Origin of the sequence: Enterobacter sp. PL1, assembly GCF_945957325.1 — a bacterium.
Taxonomy (GTDB): Bacteria; Pseudomonadota; Gammaproteobacteria; order Enterobacterales; family Enterobacteriaceae; genus Enterobacter; species Enterobacter roggenkampii.
Window position 1 is genome coordinate 74,407 of record NZ_CAMFKT010000005.1, and the last position, 18,767, is coordinate 93,173.

The following is an 18,767-nucleotide window of genomic DNA, read 5'->3' on the forward strand; positions in this document are numbered from 1 at the left end:
TAAGCGCTCGCTTTATTATTCTGTCGGGCTACGGATGGCCCAAAACTCCATATCCAGCCCCGGGAACTCCCCCGCAAGGTGCAGGGCGAATGCGCCGGACTTATCCATCTCGTGCCACAGCTCGCTGCCCTTCTCGAGCTCAAAGTAGCTGTAGCCGGCATGCCACGGGATCTGCGGCGGTGCAACCGGCATGGCGCGCAGCATAATGCCCGGCAGCTGAAGCTGAACCAGATCGCGGATTTTCGACACCGGTGCGACCTTCATCTGCGCCGGGAAATGGGTTTGCAGGTGTTCGCCCGGCACGTTGGCTTTGACCGCCAGCACGAAGCCGAACTCTCGCACCATGCTGGTTTCAGGCACCGTGGCGATGTTGAGGCCGTGAGAGCGCTCGTTAAGCGGCAGCTGGATAGCGTGGTCTTCCATCACCAGCGACAGCCCCTGACGCAGCATCAGCATCAGCTTGCTGAAGCAGTTCGCCAGATCGTCATGATCGTAAATCGGCAGCACGCTTTCGGCGGTCCGCTGCGACGTCCAGGTGGCGAGCTCGGTGGCAAACGGCAGCCAGCTGCGCCAGAGGGTTTCCGGGTGCAACAGCGGGAGGGTTTTTAAATGAGACACCTCGCCCAGATGACGATTAACCAGCGACAGCAGCGTAAACTCGATCATTTCAGAGGTGTTAAAGCGGCCGGGCTGGCGCAAACGGCCGCCAATCTGCTGGCTGCGCTGCACCAGTAAGCCGTGCAGATCGTTGATCATGCTGTAGATCTGCGGGCTGTTATTGGCATTGAGCATCGGCGGGATGTAGCTGTTGTCGAGCCGCACGTGGTTGTCGTTACGCTTCTCGGTCACAAACGCCACGCCGATGGCGGTCCACTCCGCCGTGAGGTCTTTTTCGAGCATCAGGGTCAGACGCAGGCGGCCAAACTGGACGGTAGCATCCCCCACCGACATGGCGTTATCGTCCTCCACCTCCTGCTCGAACGCGATAAAGCGCGCCAGCGAGGATGGCTCTTCGCTGAAAATCACCTCTTCTCTCTCGCCACGACGAACCGGCAGTGCGAGCACCACCTTTTCGTTGGTGAGATTGTCAGGAATTTTCAGCGGTACAGGACCGTTGCGCCCGTTGCGCACCTGGAAAAAGGTGCCGTCCGGCAGCAGCCCACTGCAGTAGCTCAGGGCAATGCATCCCTGACGAAGCATCGCTTCATCCAGTTCAACGTCGAGAAAGCCCCAGAGATACGATCGCTGCAGCGCGCCCCATTCACGAACATGGTTGAGCAGATAGCTTTCAGTCCGCTGAAAATGGTGTGGACGCAGGAACATGCCTTCGGTCCAGACGACCTTTTCTGCTTTCGTCATGATGATGTGTTTCCTGTTTAGAAGCGCGTTACTGGCTGATGACCCGAATGCCGTTCACGTCGAGAAAAACGTTGGCCTGAAGTTCATCGGCGGACCATTTCCAGAACTGGTAGATATGATTTTCGCCAGGCACGGGCAGAGGGAGTGAAACGCGCCATTTTTTGCCATCCAGCACCTGGTACTCCGCCATCACGCCGATGTAGCGAGCCTCCGGCGAGCTTTGCCCGCTGAGAGTTTTTGACAGCTGTCCCGGCATCAGGAAGAACACATCGCTGTTCAGCAGATTCGCGCCAAGCGTGGCTGACGCGTTGTTCTGCAGGGAGTAGAAGTCGCTGGACATGAAATCCGCATCGGATTTCAGCAACAGCACCCGAACCTTAAGCGGCGCAGATTCATTGATTTGTGGATGAGCCTGAAACTGCAGATTGTAGCGGGAGGGGTCGCTGTGTGAAGACGACGAACAACCACCGATCAGCGAGAAAATCATCGCGTAAAAGAATAACCACAGCCTATGAAAATTTTTATTATTCATAAAAATGCGCTCATGAAAGCCGTTTAGTTCAGGATCCAGGTACCGTTAGCGCTGTCTTTGCAGGCTTTGCTGTTGCCGTCGACATCGACACAGGTCGCTTTTTTACGCGTCTTATGGCGAATGGCCTGTTTACGCACGGCGGCGTCGTACTGGTCGGCCTTGATAACGGCGCGCATCGGAACGTAACCAATCAGCTGCTCGTTACCTTCATCGGCAAGCGCCATCCAGTAGTGTTCAACCTGACCCAGCACCACGTACGTTTTTCCGGTATCAAGAGTGCGGATAACTTTACCGCCGAAGTCAGGACGGCTCATCAGAGAGGCCGGATACATGGCACGATACGGCTCGTTAACCGGCGTGAACTCCGTCGGCGCCGTCACGGCGTGACGGTGGGTTAAGGTGACGCCGTTGACCTGGCTGGTCTCGATCGTATCGTCGTTAATCACAGGTTTCTGCGGTGCTTTACAGCCCGCCACCGCCATTACAAACAGAAGTGAAAACAGTACGCGCATTTTCATATGCTTTTCCGTAGCGATATTTCGATGATGGAGATAAGGGGATGAAGTTTGACTTAAGTGCTATTGTTAAGATAGCCAGGATATTTTCGGGGCGTTACTACTTTAAGGGCATAGCTACCGCACGAGCCTTTCAGAATAAGGCCCAGTGTCTTCCTGACATATTTTGACAAACGGTAAACAAGTTTACATGAGCTTCGTATCAATTCAATATTTACCGCCGCGTAACTGTTGGTAAATGAAGCAGTCGGAAAATTATAGGATTAATCCTATGATAAAAAACGTTATGGCCCACCCTTTCTTATTTCTTCGCCACAAAACGACATAACTTTATGTTTTATATATTAAAAAACACAAAGGAGAACCACTTTCATTAACGCAATCACGTTATTATCGCCACTACCATAATTAGTAGAATTCGCGTTTTTTTGATGTCAAAGGAATACATCTCTGATGAATTATTTGTTGCACTAACAGGGTATCTTTAATATTGAAGACGCTTCATCGCCTGGGTGAGAATATTTCACTTATGCAGCAAGATGTTAATTTCATGCCGCAAAAAAAGCGTATATTTTCGGCCGTAATAATTCCACTGTCAGGTATACCTTATATCTATTATTCATTAAGCCTGAGTAAACCTTCCTGCCATTCTCTCAATTGAAAAATGCCTCCAGCAGCCCACCAGCCGCGAATCGCGGCGATATCTCCAGCACATCAGCTTCATTCGAAGTTTTACTGCCGCTACATACTTTCCTGCTCACCGCCATCTATCTCACCTACCGGACGATAGATAAGATTTATTATTAAAATGATAAAAATTCGTTATAATTTCTTTAAATATTTAAACGCCAGACCAAATAAATTACTGTAATAAAAAGAGTTTGCGTTAAGGCATTCTTCCGTTCCGTATGTGCGTTGCCATCCGGCCGTCATTGCTTTCACCTATTGCTCTCGTCAGTGATTTTTTGAGCTCAGGCGTTGTGTGATCGAACAAATCAGGAGTGGGTATGAACAAGAAAAGACGCTCGGTGCCAGGCATCAGACACTATGACGGCCCTGCTGGCGGCTGGGGCGCATTGAAAGCAACGGCCATTGCGGTACGCACCCAAATGGATACCCTTGACGCCCCCGCGACGCTGCTGCGCACTAACCAACCTGACGGCTTCGACTGCCCGGGCTGCGCGTGGCCTGATAAAGAACACAAATCGACGTTCCAGTTCTGCGAAAACGGTGCCAAAGCGGTGACCTGGGAAGCAACGAGCAAACGCGTCACCCCCGCGTTTCTGGCTGAAAACAGCGTCTCCTCGCTGCTGGCAAAATCGGACTTTGAGCTGGAAGGCTACGGTCGACTCACGCACCCCCTGCGCTATGATCGGGCGAGTGACACCTTCCGCCCCGTCGACTGGGACGCGGCGTTTCAACGCATCGGCGAAGTATTGCGCGGGCTCGAGCCGGACCAGGTCGAGTTCTATACCTCCGGACGCGCCTCTAACGAAGCGGCGTATCTGTTCCAGCTGTTTGCCCGTGAATACGGCACCAACAACTTCCCCGACTGCTCGAATATGTGTCACGAGGCCACCAGCGTCGGTTTGCCCCGTTCGATCGGGATTGGGAAAGGGACCGTCTCGCTGGATGACTTTGATAAGACTGAACTGGTGATCTCTATCGGCCATAACCCCGGCACTAACCATCCGCGCATGATGGGAACCCTCCACGAGCTGGCCCGCCGCAACGTGCCGATTATCGTCTTTAACCCGCTGCGCGAGCGCGCCCTGGAACGTTTTGCCGACCCACAGAGCGTGATTGAAATGGCGACCTACAGCTCCACGGATATCGCCTCGACCTATTTCCAGGTGAAGGCCGGAGGCGATGCCGCCGCGCTGAAAGGGATTGCCAAACACCTGCTGGAAATGGAGGCCGAACGCGGGGACGTGCTCGATCGCGCGTTTATTGCCGAACACACCCAGGGCTTTGAGGACTTTGCCGACGATATCGCACAAACCCGCTGGGACGACATTGAGCGCGAGTCGGGTCTGAGCCAGGGGGCACTCAAACAGGTGGCTGAGGCCTATGCGAAATCGAATGCCACCATTATTACCTACGGGATGGGCATTACCCAGCACAATAAAGGGACGGCCAACGTCCGCCTGATTGCGGACCTGCTGCTGATGCGCGGGAATATCGGTAAACCCGGCGCGGGAATATGCCCGCTGCGCGGTCACTCCAACGTGCAGGGGAACCGTACCGTCGGGATTAGCGAGAAACCCACGCCAGCCTTCCTGAACAGTCTGAAGGATGTATTCGGCTTTGAGCCACCCTCTCACCACGGCCATGACGCGGTGCAGGCCACGCAGGCGATGATCGACGGCCGCGCGAAGGCGCTCATCTGCCTCGGCGGTAATTTTGCGGTGGCGATGCCCGACCATGAACGCGGGTTCCCGGCCATGGGATCCCTGGATTTGAGCGTCCACATCGGCACCAAGCTCAACCGTACCCATCTGCTGGTGGGCAAAGAGACCTTTATTCTCCCGTGTCTTGGCCGTACCGAGCTGGATGTTCAGGCCACCGGCCGCCAGTCCATTACCGTTGAAGACTCGATGTCGATGGTGCATGCCTCATCCGGCAAGCTCAAACCCGCCTCTCCGTTGCTTTGGTCAGAACCCGCTATCGTCGCGGGCATGGCGAAAGCCACCCTGCCGGATACCCGCGTGGACTGGATGACGCTGGTTGAGGATTACGACCGCATCCGCGATCTGATCGAGCAGACCATTCCGGGGTTTGAGAACTATAACGCGCGGATCCGCGTTCCCGGCGGCTTCCGTATGCCGCTGCCGCCAACGCAACGTCTCTGGCCAACGGCGACGGGAAAAGCGATGTTCTCGGTCTTCGACGGTGTTCACGAGAACGCCAGCGGTGAAGGTGAGCACGTCCTGCGCCTGATCACGCTGCGCAGCCACGACCAGTACAACACCACCATTTACGCGCTGGATGACCGTTACCGCGGCGTGTTTGGCCGCCGCGACGTGCTGTTTATGAACGAAGACGATATGGCGCAGTCAGGGCTGGAACACGGCGACCGCGTGGATATCGAAACCGCCCTGCCCGGCAACGGACAGCGTCTGGAAGACATTACCGTGGTGGCGTACAACATCGCGCCGGGGACCGTCGGGGCCTATTATCCGGAGGCCAACGTGCTGGTCCCGCTTGATTATCTGGATAAGGACAGCGGCACGCCGTCGTATAAATCCGTTCCGGTTCGCATCACCCTGCGCTCAAAAGAGATCCGCATGCTGTAAGCCGATCGCGCAGAGAAAACGATGGATATTAAACAGTTAAAATATTTAATCGCGCTCGACGAGACCCGCCATTTTGGCAAGGCGGCCTCGCAGTGCAACATCACTCAGCCGACCCTTTCCATGCGCATCCGCAGCCTGGAAGAGGAGCTCGGGCTGGTACTGATTGTGCGCGGGCAGCGCTTTGAAGGGTTTACGCCGGAGGGTGAACGCATCCTCGCGTGGGCCCGCGCGCTGCTGGCTGCACATGACGGGCTACAGGCAGAAGCCGCGCTGTGCAAAGGTCAGGTGGTGGGCGAACTCCGTCTGGGGATGGTGCCGCTGGCGAGCGTGGATCCGATGATCTTTATTCGCCTGCTGACGGAAAAATACCCGGAGCTGACCTACAGCCTCTATTCCATGTCTTCCGCGCAGATTGCCGACGGCGTCAGCCGCAATCAGCTTGAGCTGGGGATTTGCTATCTCAACAGCATCGATACCAGCCTGTTCGATATTATCCAGCTTCCCAAAACGAAGATGGGCCTGCTGCACGACGTCCGCCATTTCCAGCTCGGCCAGGAGACATTGACCTGGCGCGATCTGACGGATTTTCCTCTGGGGTTCCTGACCAAAGGGATGCATTATCGGGCGCATATGGAGGCCAGCTTTAAGTCTGCTGGCATTGAACCGAGGTCCGTTTTCGAGAGCGACTCCACGTTCCAGATCATCCAGGCGGTGCAAAGCGGCGTGTGCTGTGCCGTGATGCCGCTGAACAACGGGCTGGAAGAGTTGAACAGCCATTTCAGGATTGTCCCCATCGCCGACGCGGATATCGAGGCCCCTGTCGGCCTGATTATGCGCCGGCAGAAACCCGTCTCCTCGCTGGCGCTGCGCTGTTTTACCGACGCGCAGGAGATCTATCACGCCAGCAATGAGGCGTAGGCCTGACGCGTCACCACGCTAAAACCGCGGATCAGCACCGCGTCGCAAACGGCCCGGTGCTCCGGCGAACTCACCAGCGCGTGGAGCGCATCGCGAAGGGCGTTCAGGGTCTCAGGCGAGGTGCGGGGCGAGGTAATGAGCGGCAGCCCTGGCGTCAGAGGGGTATGGTCAATGACCGCCAGACCCGTCAGGCTTTCCGGTTCGTGACGCTGCAGCAGTGCCCAGGTGACACAGTCGATGGCCGCGATATCCCCTGCCCCGCGTTTGACATCAATCAGCGACTGGCGATGGCTGCCGCTAAAGGACGTTTGCGCGAAAAACGGCTCCTGAGCCACCAGAGGCGCCACTTTTTTTCGCAGCGCATTGTAGCCGGACTGCGAGTCCGCAGAGTTACAGACCGCCCGTCGGCCGCGAAAATCCGCCAGCGTGAGGTGCCGATCCTCCTCGCGCACCGCCAGAACGCTGCGGTAGTGGATCCCTTCGCAGCCCGGCGCCGTGTAGTGAAAACAGCCGACGACCTGCACGTCCGGAAGCTGCGTGACGAGCGGATAACCGCAGGCCTGGCTGAGGATAAGCCCGGGCTGTTGCCAGTGGGTGAGCAGATCGGACTCCGGCCCGTCGGGGACATCTTCGACGGGCACACCGCGAGCGGCCAGCAGCCCCTTGACCGCCAGCCAGAGCGCGCGGGTGTCGGCGCGATCCACCGCATACATGGGAAACGCCAGCAGGTTACTCATATCCCTCCTCCTGTTGTTTTCCGGGGTGAACGGTGACGTCGACGGGCCTGGCCCAGAACTGGCGCAGCCATTCACCGTAGCCCCTGACGAGAAAACCGCGGTTTCGCTCCCGGTACGCCTCCCGGTTTTGCTGGTAGATCGCCTTCAGCCCGTACCACGGCACGCCCGGTAAATCATGGTGTACTGAATGGTAGTTGAGATTTAAAAACAGTATCCGCCAGAACAGCCCGGCCTCGTTAATGACGGAGCGTGCCAGCGGATCGTCCGCTGCGCGATGTTCGAGAAACGATCGCACCTTGGTCAGCGCCAGCGCCGGATAGCTGACCGCCAGCACGAACCAGACGGGGGAAAAACCGACGTGCGTCATCCAGGCGAAAAGCGCCACCAGCAGCGTGATGTGAACCAGCCACATCGTCATCGCCCGCAGGTGAAGATGACGAAACGCCGCCCCGGCGCTGCCCAGAGTCTGGACGATATCCAGCAGCGGCGCCAGCAGAAGCCGCCCGGCAAAGGTATTTCGGGCCCGGATCAGGCGCTTCTGCCAGGGGGAAAAGCGCGCCCAGCTCGCCTCGGTAAAATAGTACGACTCCGGGTCATCCACCGGATGGGTCAGGCTATCGTACCGATGGTGGGCCAGATGGGAATCCCGGTAGAGGCCATACGGATACCAGACCGCCAGCGGGAGCGTGCCGAACAGCTGGTTAAGCCAGGCAAAACGGGTGGGATGCCCGTGGATAAGCTCATGCTGTAGGGACATGTACCAGGCGGTAAACCCGATCAGCAGCAGCGTGGCGGGCAGCAGGCCGAGCGTTTGGCAGAACGCCAGCGTGGCAAACCAGCCCGCATAAATCGTGAACATTAACAGCCAGGTGGGCAGTTCGCTTCGCCATAAGAAACCCGACGCGAGGCGGTGAATTTGATTGCGTTGTTGCGGATGTAAATAGAGGGAGCTTCGTTTACCCATTCCTTCAGACGCCGTTTCGCCAGAGACAGAGCCCTGACGATCGGGGATTACGCCTGAAATCACAAACAACTTAAATCGCTTTGCTTTGCCAGAAACGTGAAGTACGGGCACGCTTGACTTATTCTGTATTAAAGGTACTTTTCAGGACATGAAGAAGATCCTGATTATCGTTCCCGACGGCGGCATGCTGTTTGAAGCCGCCGGTATCGCCGACATTCTGATGCAGGCCAATCGGCTGCATCCGGAAGGGCTTGCGCAACCCCGCTACCGGATTATCATCGCCACCACGCAGCCTCACCAGGTGATCCACGGCCAGTCCGGTCTGAACCTGCTGGCGGACTATCGTCTGCCGGAGCTGGATCCGCGCGAACCGCTGGACACCATTATCATCACCGGACGCGGCATGAACGAGCAGGAGAGCATAGCCGTTGTGGACTGGCTGCACCTCGCTGCGCCGCACGCCCGGCGAATCGCCTCTGTCTGCGGCGGCGCGATGCTGCTGGCCCAGACCGGCTTGCTGGACGGTCGCCGCGCCACCACCCACTGGCGGCTGCTGGAGACCCTGCAAGCCCAGTACCCGTCAATCCAGGTCGAAGGCGGCCCGCTGTACATTCAGGACGGCCCCATCTGGACCTCCGGCGGCGTGAGTTCCGGGTTTGATCTGACCCTGGCGCTGGTGGAAGACGATTACGGATTTACCCTCGCCCGCGACGTGGCGCAGGATATGGTGATGTACCTGCGACGTCCCGGCGGACAGCTGCAGTTCAGCCGCTACAGCCTGCAGCAGCCGGGCACAGCAGGGCCGATAGGCGAAGTGCAAAGCTGGATCCTACAGAACCTCACCGCCGATCTGTGCGTGGAGAACCTGGCCGAGAAAGCGGCGATGAGCCCGCGTAACTTCACCCGCGTGTTTACCCGCGAGGCCGGGGTCTCGCCTGCCCGCTACGTGACCGAAGCGCGTCTGGCCGCCGCCCGCCAGCTGCTTGAGCAAACCCGCGATCCCCTTGAGCGCGTTGCAGAGCAAAGCGGCTTTGGCACCAGCATTAATTTACGCCGCATCTTTGAGAAACAGCTTCACCTCACGCCCGGCGAATACCGCCAGCGCTTTCACTGCCGCAAGATGGCGTAATCTGATCCTTTTTTGTCGTTTACGCCAAACGGCCCGACGCCTACAGTGACTCCAGACAACAGAGATAAGGAGTGCACCATGGTTAAGGTCGGTATTAACGGTTTCGGCCGTATCGGACGTAATGTCCTGCGCGCGGCGCTGGGCAACCCGGATCTGCAGATTGTGGCCATTAACGATCTGACGGACAGTAAAACCCTCGCCCATCTGCTGAAGCATGATTCCCTTCTGGGCAAACTGCCCGCGCCCGTTGAAGCGGGTGACGGTGCGTTGCAGGTAGACGGCCAGCGGATCGTGGTATTTAGCGAACGCGACCCGGCGAATATCCCGTGGCGTGATGCCGGGGTAGACGTGGTGATTGAGGCCACCGGCTTCTTCACCGAGCGGGAGAAAGCGGCGGTGCATATCACCCACGGCGGCGCTAAGCGCGTCATCATTTCCGCCCCCGGGAAGAACGACGACCTGACGATTGTGATGGGCGTCAACCATGACCAGTACGATCCCGCCCGGCACGCGGTGGTGAGCAACGGGAGCTGCACCACCAACGGTCTGGCACCGGCCGCTCAGGTGCTGCATCAGCAGTTCGGAATTGAGCATGGCCTGATGAACACGACGCACGCCTACACCAACAGCCAGGCGCTGCACGATCAGCCGGAGAAAGATCTGCGCGGCGCCCGCGCGGCGGCGCTGTCGATTGTGCCCTACTCCAGCGGCGCGGCGAAAGCGCTGGGGAAAGTGATCCCCTCCCTGGACGGCAAGCTGACCGGGTACTCCCTGCGCGTGCCGGTGCCGGTGGTGTCGATTGTCGATTTAACCGTGACGCTGAGCCGCAACGTGACCGCCGAAGAGGTGAATGACGCGTTCCGCAACGCGGCCGCCAGCGGGCCTCTGAAAGGCATTCTGGGCTATAGCGATGAACCGCTGGTCTCCAGCGATTACCAGGGTGACCCGCGCTCCTCGATTATCGACGGGCTTTCCACGCTGGTGATTGGCGGGAATATGGTGAAGATCCTGGCGTGGTATGACAACGAATGGGGCTTCTCTAACCGCCTGGTGGATCTGGCGGTATTGATGGATAAGAAAGGGCTGTAAACCTGAGGCCGGGTGGCGCGAACGCTCACCCGGCTAAAAAATCACTCCGCTTTCACTTTCACACCCATAAACACAATCACCATCGCCGTCACCAGCAGCAAACCGCTGCCCGCGAACACGCCGCTGGCACCGTTAAGATCAAATACCGCCCCACCTCCGGCCGCACCGGCGCTTATCGCCAGCTGGATTGAGGCCACCAGCAGCCCCCCTGCACTTTCGGCTTCATCCGGAACGGTGGTCGCAAGCCAGGTTGACCAGCCCACCGGAACCAGACCAAATGCAAAGCCCCACAGCGCGACCAGCAGCCCGTCCAGCATCGCCAGATGACCAAAGGCGACCATCATGAGCGCGAGAACGCCCATCGCAAACGGCACCAGCGCCAGCGTCAGGCGCAGATTACGTGCCAGCAGATGTCCGGCCACGGAGGTGCCCACAAAGTTGGCGATGCCAAAGCCCAGCAGGATCAATGAAATGGTTTCCACGCTCGCCTGCCCCACCGTCTCCAGGAACGGACGCAGGTAGGTAAAGAAGGCGAAATGGCCGCTGAAGATCAGAATGGTCGCCAGCATGCCGCCGATCATCCCTGGACGACGCAGCACGCGGAACAGCGTACTCAGGCTACCGCTGCTCTCCGGCTTCATGGACGGCAGCCCCCAGAGCTGCCACAGCAGCGCCAGCATGCTCGGCAGAATGCAGAGTACAAAGACGTTGCGCCAGCCGATCAGGCTGCCCAGATAGCTGCCCAGCGGGGCCGCGACCACCGTGGCAATTGATACGCTGGAGAAGATTACCGCCAGCGCTATCGGCACTTTATCCGCCGGAACCAGACGCATCGTTGTCGCCGTCGACATGGCCCAGAATCCCCCGATGGCTATCCCCAGCAGCAGACGCCCCATGAGCAGGACGTGCAGGTTGGGCGCAAAGGCCACCAGCAGGCTGGAGATAATTTGCAGCACCGAGAAAAACATCAGTACCCAGCGGCGGTCGATACGCCTGGTCGCCGGGGTGATCAACAACCCGGTGACCAGCGCCACCAGCGCGGTGGCGGTGACAGCCTGTCCGGCCATCCCCTCGGTCACGCCCAGGCTCGCGGCCATGGGTGTTAACAGGCTGGCGGGCAGAAATTCTGCCGTAATCAAACCAAATACCCCCAGCCCCAGTGAATAGACGGCCCGCCAGGCGGGTTTTGCAGGCGCTACCACCTCGCTCGCCGCGACACATGAACTCATCTGTTGATCTCCCGTTATAAAAATGTGACTACTGTCGCAAAAGAATAGAAGGTTCACCCTGGACGATCTATGACATATAATCTCCACTTATTGATTATTCGTCCGGAGTTGCGCCATGACCGTACAGTCACCCGATTTGATCAGCGAACTTTTACGGGGCATGCGCCTGTCAGGCGTGAAATACCGGCGGATTGAAGCCAGTGCGCCCTTTGGCGTCGCGTTTCATCAGGCTCCCGGCCGGGCACAGTTCCATTTTGTGAGCCACGGTAGCGCCCTGCTGCGCATGGAGAGTGGCGCAACGTTCGAACTGAGCGGTGGCGACGCCCTCTTTATTCCCGGCGGGAATTCCCACGCTTTGCTCTCTGACGAGCAGGCCACCCTTACCCCGGTCAACGCCTTCCCGAGCGAGCCTATCTGCAGCTCGGTCTGCGCCATTACCTGCGAGCCCTGCCCTGAGAGCGAGAACACCCTTATTTTTAGCGGGTGCATGGATTTTGAGCTGGGCGGGATGCAGCCGCTGATCAAGGCGATGCCGGAAGTGATGATGGTTAGCCGGCTGATGTCCACCTGGCCGGAAATTCATCCGCTGCTGGCGGCGATGGAGCGGGAATCCGCGGCGCGTCAGGCCGGGTATGCCGGGATCCTTGCGCGGCTGGCCGACGTGGTGGCGGCGTTAATTGTGCGGGGCTGGGTTGAAGGCGGCTGTGGCAAAGCCACCGGCTGGGTGCAGGTGCTGCGCGACCCGCGCCTGAGCCGGGCCATTTACGCCATGCACCAGCAGCCAGGGCTGAACTGGAGCGTGGCGGATCTGGCAAAAGAAGCAGGCACGTCCCGCTCCGTTTTCGCGGAACGGTTTCTCGCGGCGACGGGAACCACCCCGGCAAAATATCTCAGCGAGCTGAGAATGCGGCTGGCCATTCAGTATATTCGTCATGAAAACCAGCCCATTGAAACGGTCGCGCTGCGGCTGGGATATGGCTCTCTGGCGGCATTTAGCCGGGCGTTTAAGCGCATCATTGGCCATGCGCCGGGCACGCTGCGGGAAGCCAGCCAGACCGCGGAAGAGGTCTGAAAGCGCGGCAATATTTAACGCGAAGCGGGCAATATTCGTCTAAGGTTTTCAGGTGATTGACAACAGCGGTCACGCTGTTTAGTGAAGACAGGAGACGAACTGATGATAAGACCTCGTACACTACGCCCCGCGTTTTTGCCCCTTGCGTTAGGCGGCGCGCTGCTCGGCGTAACGACACTGGGCTATGCCGACGATAACCCCGCAACCCAGACAACCTCACCCGATATTTTACTTGGCCCTCTGTTTAACGATGTGCAGAGCGCCAAACTGTTTCCCGATCAGAAAACCTTTGCGGATGCCGTCCCCAAAAGCGACCCGCTGATGATTCTGGCGGACTACCGGATGCAGCATACGCAGTCCAGCTTTGACTTACGCCACTTTGTCGAGATGAACTTTACGCTCCCTGCGGAAGGGGAAAAATACGTTCCGCCTGCTGGACAAAGTTTACGTGAGCACATTGACGATCTCTGGCCCGTACTGACGCGCACTACCGATAAAGCCAGCAACAAATGGGATTCCCTTCTCCCGTTACCGAAGCCCTACGTTGTGCCCGGCGGACGTTTCCGCGAGGTCTACTACTGGGACAGCTATTTCACCATGCTGGGACTGGCAGAGAGCGATCATTGGGACAAAATCAGCGACATGGTGGATAACTTTGCGTATGAGATCGACACCTTCGGCCACATTCCCAACGGCAACCGCAGCTATTACCTGAGCCGCTCCCAGCCGCCGTTTTTCTCACTGATGGTTGAACTGCTGGCGACCCATGACAGCGACGCGCTGAAGAAATATCGTCCGCAGATGGAGAAAGAGTATGCCTACTGGATGGACGGCGTCGATGCCCTGCAGCCGGGCCAGGCCAACAAACGCGTGGTGAAACTGGATGACGGCGCTGTCCTCAACCGCTACTGGGACGACCGCGATACGCCGCGCCCGGAGTCCTGGCTTGACGATGTGAATACCGCGAAAAGTAACCCTAACCGACCGGCAACCGAGATCTACCGTGATTTACGGTCCGCCGCGGCTTCGGGCTGGGACTTTAGCTCCCGCTGGATGGACGATCCGCAAAAACTCGGCACCATCCGGACCACCAGCATTGTGCCCGTGGACCTGAACGCCCTGATGTTCAAGATGGAAAAACTGCTGGCCCGGGCAAGCCAGGAGAGCGGCGATGCCGCCAGCGCAAGCAAGTATGAGACGCTGGCCACCGCGCGCCAGAAAGCCATCGAGAGCCACCTGTGGAATGATAAAGAGGGCTGGTACGCCGATTACGACCTGAAGAGCAAGAAGGTACGCAATCAGCTCACGGCGGCGGCCCTGTTCCCGCTTTACGTCAAGGCGGCGGCGCAGGATCGTGCCGAAAAAGTCGCCGCGGCAACGTCCTCTCGTCTGTTGAAGCCGGGCGGGATAGCGACCACCACCGTCAACAGCGGCCAGCAGTGGGATGCGCCAAACGGCTGGGCTCCGCTGCAATGGGTGGCGGCGGAAGGGTTGCAGAATTACGGGCAAGAGAAGGTCTCGATGGACGTGACCTGGCGCTTCCTGAAAAACGTTCAGCATACCTATGACCGGGAAAAGAAACTGGTCGAGAAGTATGACGTGTCGACCACCGGTACGGGCGGCGGCGGCGAATATCCGCTGCAGGACGGCTTCGGCTGGAGCAACGGCGTGACCCTGAAGATGCTGGACCGGGTCTGCCCGAAAGAGAAACCGTGCGACAGCGTGCCGGAGAATCGGCCTGCGGCGAATGACGAGGTGGCGCCGGTGAAAGCATCGGCGCAGTAAGGGAGTATTGCCGGGTGGCGGCTACGCCTTACCCGGCCTACTTTTTGCCCTCACAGGGCCTTGTTCAGAAACTGTAACTTGCCCCAAGCTGATACGTTCTGTCCCGCCCAATCCAGCAGTTGGTCGCGTCGTAGCAGGTCAGCGTCTCTTTGTTGGTGATGTTCTGCGCGCTGGCTTTAAGCGTTAGCCCTGCCAGCGAAGGCAGAATTTCACCCATCCGGTAGGATGCCGACAAATCGTACTGCGTGCTGCCCCCCAGTTTACCCGCATCGTTAGCCGGTGAGATTTCCATTGGCCCGGTGTAGCGTGCGCCCGCGCCCAGCATCAGCCCTTTCAGCGGCGTGTTTTCAAAGGTGTAATCCCCCCAAAGGTTGAAGGCATTCTCCGGCACCTGCGTTGGACGTTTACCTTTGTACTTGTCATCTTCCGTGTTGATCGCGTGGGTGTAGGCATAGTTCGCAATCAGCGTCAGGTTGTCCGTCGGGCGACTGATGGCTGACAGTTCCGCCCCTTTGGATTCCACTTCCCCGGTCTGACGATAGTTCAGGAAGCCCGGATCGGAGGTAACGACATTTTTCTGGCGGATGTTAAACACCGAGGCGGTAAAGGTGGTGGCGTAATCCGCCAGCAGATATTTTACCCCACCTTCCACCTGCTTGCTGGTGGTCGGTTTGACGTCTTTCGCCACGAGCGTGCCCTGCGGCGACACCGGCGCAAAACCTTCGGAATAGCTGATAAACGGCGAAATCCCGTTATCAAAGGCGTAAAGCGCGCCCAGACGTTTGGTGACGCGATCCTGCGATACCCAGGCCTTATCACCGTTTTGCAGATAATTGGTGGTGACGGAGCGATAATCATCGTAACGCAGGCTGGCCAGCAGATTTAACCCGCCAAACTCCACCTGATCCTGCAGGTAATAGCCGTTCTGCTGATAGCTCAGACGGTTTTTCTGGGCGGTATACAGCCCTAATGCGCTTTCGCTGATTTGCGAATAGTCAGGATGACGCATATCCATGCCCGGCGTGGTCGACGCGTAACGGTAGTGGAAATGGGAGTTCAGCTTCTGATAGTCAAACCCGGCCAGCAGATGGTGTTGCCAGTCGCCCAGCGCCACGGTTTTAGTGACCTGGTTATCGATGTTGAAGCTCTGCAGATCTTCATCGGTGGTGTAGGCAAAACGGTTGAGCTGATAAACCTCGCTTCCCGTGCCCGTTGCATAGACGCTGCGCTGGTGCGTGTCGACGTCGAAATAGCGCGCCTTCTGGTTAAAGCCCCAGCCGCTGTCAAACTCATGCTCAAAGCTGTAGCCCAGCATCCACTGACGCTGCTTAAACCCGCTCCACTCATCACTGGCGTAATCGCGCTTGCCCGCGTATGTCGAGCGCAGGTAGGCGATCGGAAGCGGGTTAGACGGCGTCAGGCTCGGGGAGTTCTGCGCCAGCGCATCCAGGGTGAGGCGGGTTTTGCTGTCGGGTTGCCAGGTGACGGACGGGGCAACCAGGTAGTTTTCATACCGGGTGGTGTGCGGCTGATCGTCATTTTCCGTCGCTTTACCCAGCAGGCGGTAGTTCCAGTCGCTGTTGGCAATCTGCCCGGTTGAGTCGAGATAGCCCTCTTTCAGGTTGCGGTTGCCGGTGTTAAAACCGAATTCGGTTCGCGCTTCCCGCTGCGGCTTTTTACTCTGGATATTCACCAGCCCGCCCGGCGAGCCGCCGCCGTAGAGAACCGATGAGGGGCCTTTCAGGATATCAACGCTGTCAATCAACAGCGGATCGATGCGCGCTTTGGTATTGCCGGTGACGTTATAGGGTAACTGCAGCCCGTTGTAGAACTCCTGGTCGACGGTAAAGCCACGGATTTTATATTCGCTCATGTAGGAGGTGTTTCCCCGCACTTCGGTTGAAACGCCCGGCGCATAGCGGAGGATTTCATTCACGGAATTCGCATGGCGCTTGTCAATTTCCGGCGCAGAGAGGGTCGTGATGACCTGCGGCGTTTTACTTTCAGCTACGGCCGATTTCGTGGCGCTGTTCGTCCAGGCCGGCAGCGCGCTGCCCTGCTCTGCGCCCGTGACGACGATAGTGGATTCTTCGGCGAATGCCGGAGCGTGCAGTGCGAGCGTGATGGCGCCTGCCAGAGCGCAAAGCGTAAAACGAGAGGGAGTCATAATGTCGTCTTGTTGTTAGATGCAATACGGAACGACAATTATTATCATTTACATTAACAAATCAATACTCAGGTAAAAAAACGGCCCTCCGCAGAGAGCCGTTTACGTTATCTTATGCTCGTCGCAGTAACCTGAATACGCCCAGCACCACAATGGCGCCCACGACAGCGACCAGAAAACTGTGCAGGTCAAAACCACTTATGTTGCCTCCGAAGCCAAACATCGTCGCCAGCCAGCCGCCCACAACCGCACCAACGACCCCGAGTACGCAGGTCAAAATAAAGCCGCCGCCATCGTTTCCCGGCATGATCAATTTCGCGATAGCGCCAGCAATAAGACCAAAGATAATCCAGGCGATGATACCCATAGCGATGCCCTCTTGCAGGTTTAACGCATGTGCAGAAAACCTTCTGCACAGCTAACTTAAGTATAGGTCATCGCCGGAAAATCATTTTCTTGTCACCGACTTATCTTTGCCTGAACAGGCAAAAAAAACTCACCGGTTTGTATTAAGTTTCATTGCAGATTGCCGATAACGCTAAGACAGTCTGTCATCTATCAAGGAGCCATCCGGCGTGAGTCATTACAGTGAGCAGTTCCTCAAGCAAAATCCGCTGGCTGTATTAGGGGTATTACGCGACCTGCAAAAAGGTGAAGTGCCGCTGCGCATCAGCTGGTCGAATAATCAGTTCATCAGTAAGATCCTTGACGCTTCGCAGGAGCGGCTGGTGATTGATTTAGGCAGTCAGGAGTATGAAAACCGCGCGGCGCTGAAGGCGGAGAATATCGCGGTGATGGCCGAAACGCAGGGCGCCAAAGTGGAGTTTGTCCTGTCGCGACTGGAACTGAGCGAATACCAGGGGCTGCCGGCCTTTGTGACCCCGCTTCCCACTAATCTTTGGTTTGTCCAGCGCCGTGAATATTTCCGCATCAGCGCCCCGCTTCACCCTGCCTACTTCTGCAAGGCCAAAATGCCGGACAAAAAAGAGATTCGCTTCCGTCTCTTCGATCTGTCGCTGGGCGGTATGGGCGCGCTGATGGATACGCCGAAGCCTGACGGACTGGTAGAGGGCATGCGGTTCACGCAAATCGAGCTGGATATGGGGGGCTGGGGGCGCTTTTATTTCGATGCACAGCTGATTGCCATCAGCGAACGCACCGTCGTGGACAGCAAAAATGAAACGATCACCACGCCGCGTCTGAGCTTCCGTTTCCTCAACGTCGGACCTGGCGCTGAGCGCGAACTGCAGCGCATTATCTACTCCCTGGAGCGGGAGGCGCGCGAACGCGCAAATAAAGTTCTGTAAAAAAACATCGGGCAGCGTGACCGCCGCCCGTCTGCGGCATTACATGGCATCCATCGCTTTCTGCACTTTCCAGATATAACGAGGCGCCTGTGGTGCCGGGTGATTTTTCACCACATGCTCAAAGAATTCGTCTTTGTCCATGCCGTTAATCTCTTCTATCGCCTCTTTGCGGTCAGAGGAGAAGGTTCTCAGCAACGCGCCGGCGCCGTTAACGTAAGACACCACCAGCGCGTACTGCATGACCTCCGGATCCTGAATCCCCTTCAGCACGCCATGCTCCATGATGCTCAGATAGGCCGTGCCCATTGAAATGTTGCGCTCCGGGTTCTTCAGCTCGCTGGTCGACGGCTGGCCGCTCCAGCCCATGTAGCGGTATACCTCTCTCCCCGCCGTTGACGCTTTAAGCTGCATCAGCCCCACCGCGTTCGACTTGCTGACAAGCGTGGGGTTACCGCCGGACTCCACCGCAATGATCGCCGTGATGAGGCGCGGACTGACGCCCCAGGCTTTCCCGGCTTGTTCACTGATCGGCATCCACTGCATCGCCCGCTTCACCGGCACTTCCGGGTTCCAGGGCGGGTTTTGATAATCATGTTTTGAACTACAGCCAGCGAGCAACACAATCAAAAAAGCAAACCATCTCAATTTCACGTCATCTATCCTTATAG

General features: G+C 57.7%; 16 protein-coding genes. 7 read left to right on the top strand and 9 right to left on the bottom strand.

The window, feature by feature from the left end; translation table 11 throughout:
- Positions 1–15 precede the first annotated feature (15 nt).
- Genes tssK through N6P30_RS06465 form a run of 3 tightly spaced genes read right to left on the bottom strand, consistent with a single transcriptional unit; the run spans position 16 to position 2,409 of the window.
- Complete coding sequence (tssK, locus tag N6P30_RS06455; RefSeq protein WP_021240388.1) at positions 16–1,359, bottom strand: type VI secretion system baseplate subunit TssK; 1,344 nt, start codon at positions 1,357–1,359, stop codon at positions 16–18.
- A 28-nt stretch (positions 1,360–1,387) separates the two neighbouring features.
- Complete coding sequence (gene tssJ / locus N6P30_RS06460) at positions 1,388–1,891, bottom strand: type VI secretion system lipoprotein TssJ (RefSeq protein WP_023293803.1); 504 nt, start codon at positions 1,889–1,891, stop codon at positions 1,388–1,390.
- Between the two features lie 23 nt (positions 1,892–1,914).
- A complete protein-coding gene (locus N6P30_RS06465) occupies positions 1,915–2,409 on the bottom strand; it encodes a hypothetical protein (RefSeq protein ID WP_023293804.1) in 495 nt (164 codons plus the stop codon).
- A gap of 1,004 nt (positions 2,410–3,413) precedes the next feature.
- On the opposite strand from N6P30_RS06465, the gene N6P30_RS06470 reads away from it, so the two are divergent.
- Positions 3,414–5,702, top strand: a complete 2,289-nt coding sequence (locus N6P30_RS06470) for an FdhF/YdeP family oxidoreductase (protein WP_058673529.1) — start codon at positions 3,414–3,416, stop codon at positions 5,700–5,702.
- A gap of 21 nt (positions 5,703–5,723) precedes the next feature.
- The gene (locus N6P30_RS06475) at positions 5,724–6,620 is read left to right on the top strand and encodes a LysR family transcriptional regulator (protein WP_023294033.1); all 897 of its coding nucleotides are present in this window, start codon (positions 5,724–5,726) and stop codon (positions 6,618–6,620) included.
- On the opposite strand, the gene N6P30_RS06480 is transcribed toward N6P30_RS06475, so the two are convergent.
- Positions 6,599–7,357 (bottom strand): phosphate/phosphite/phosphonate ABC transporter substrate-binding protein, encoded by a 759-nt coding sequence (locus N6P30_RS06480; RefSeq protein ID WP_023294034.1) that lies wholly within the window; start codon positions 7,355–7,357, stop codon positions 6,599–6,601. The two genes, N6P30_RS06475 and N6P30_RS06480, sit on opposite strands and share 22 nt — an antisense overlap.
- Positions 7,350–8,321, bottom strand: coding sequence for a fatty acid desaturase (locus N6P30_RS06485; protein WP_154827295.1), 972 nt, complete (start codon positions 8,319–8,321; stop codon positions 7,350–7,352). Before N6P30_RS06485 ends, N6P30_RS06480 begins: the two co-directional genes overlap by 8 nt.
- A 148-nt stretch (positions 8,322–8,469) precedes the next feature.
- Between N6P30_RS06485 and N6P30_RS06490 the strand changes: the two genes are divergently transcribed.
- Both N6P30_RS06490 and gap read left to right on the top strand, forming a co-directional pair.
- A complete protein-coding gene (locus tag N6P30_RS06490) occupies positions 8,470–9,450 on the top strand; it encodes a GlxA family transcriptional regulator (protein ID WP_058673528.1) in 981 nt (326 codons plus the stop codon).
- A gap of 78 nt (positions 9,451–9,528) precedes the next feature.
- Positions 9,529–10,539, top strand: coding sequence for a type I glyceraldehyde-3-phosphate dehydrogenase (gene gap / locus N6P30_RS06495; protein ID WP_021240396.1), 1,011 nt, complete (start codon positions 9,529–9,531; stop codon positions 10,537–10,539).
- A 41-nt stretch (positions 10,540–10,580) separates the two neighbouring features.
- Here gap and N6P30_RS06500 read toward each other — a convergent pair whose 3' ends face one another.
- Positions 10,581–11,768: an MFS transporter gene (locus N6P30_RS06500; protein ID WP_058673527.1), complete on the bottom strand. Its 1,188-nt coding sequence runs from the start codon at positions 11,766–11,768 to the stop codon at positions 10,581–10,583.
- Between the two features lie 115 nt (positions 11,769–11,883).
- Between N6P30_RS06500 and N6P30_RS06505 the strand changes: the two genes are divergently transcribed.
- Positions 11,884–12,840, top strand: a complete 957-nt coding sequence (locus tag N6P30_RS06505) for an AraC family transcriptional regulator (RefSeq protein WP_008502659.1) — start codon at positions 11,884–11,886, stop codon at positions 12,838–12,840.
- 102 nt (positions 12,841–12,942) lie between these two features.
- Positions 12,943–14,625: an alpha,alpha-trehalase gene (locus N6P30_RS06510; RefSeq protein WP_023293924.1), complete on the top strand. Its 1,683-nt coding sequence runs from the start codon at positions 12,943–12,945 to the stop codon at positions 14,623–14,625.
- A 64-nt stretch (positions 14,626–14,689) separates the two neighbouring features.
- Here the strand turns inward: N6P30_RS06510 and N6P30_RS06515 are convergent, their stop codons facing one another.
- Together N6P30_RS06515 and N6P30_RS06520 are read right to left on the bottom strand one after the other, a co-directional pair.
- Complete coding sequence (locus N6P30_RS06515; protein ID WP_023293925.1) at positions 14,690–16,792, bottom strand: TonB-dependent siderophore receptor; 2,103 nt, start codon at positions 16,790–16,792, stop codon at positions 14,690–14,692.
- Positions 16,793–16,904: 112 nt separating this feature from the next.
- On the bottom strand, positions 16,905–17,159 hold the full coding sequence (locus N6P30_RS06520; protein WP_023293926.1) for a GlsB/YeaQ/YmgE family stress response membrane protein: 255 nt from the start codon (positions 17,157–17,159) through the stop codon (positions 16,905–16,907).
- Between the two features lie 208 nt (positions 17,160–17,367).
- Here N6P30_RS06520 and N6P30_RS06525 point away from each other — a divergent pair, with 208 nt between their 5' ends.
- On the top strand, positions 17,368–18,099 hold the full coding sequence (locus N6P30_RS06525; protein WP_008502663.1) for a flagellar brake protein: 732 nt from the start codon (positions 17,368–17,370) through the stop codon (positions 18,097–18,099).
- 39 nt (positions 18,100–18,138) lie between these two features.
- Here N6P30_RS06525 and emtA read toward each other — a convergent pair whose 3' ends face one another.
- A complete protein-coding gene (gene emtA / locus N6P30_RS06530; RefSeq protein ID WP_008502664.1) occupies positions 18,139–18,750 on the bottom strand; it encodes a membrane-bound lytic murein transglycosylase EmtA in 612 nt (203 codons plus the stop codon).
- Positions 18,751–18,767 lie beyond the last annotated feature (17 nt).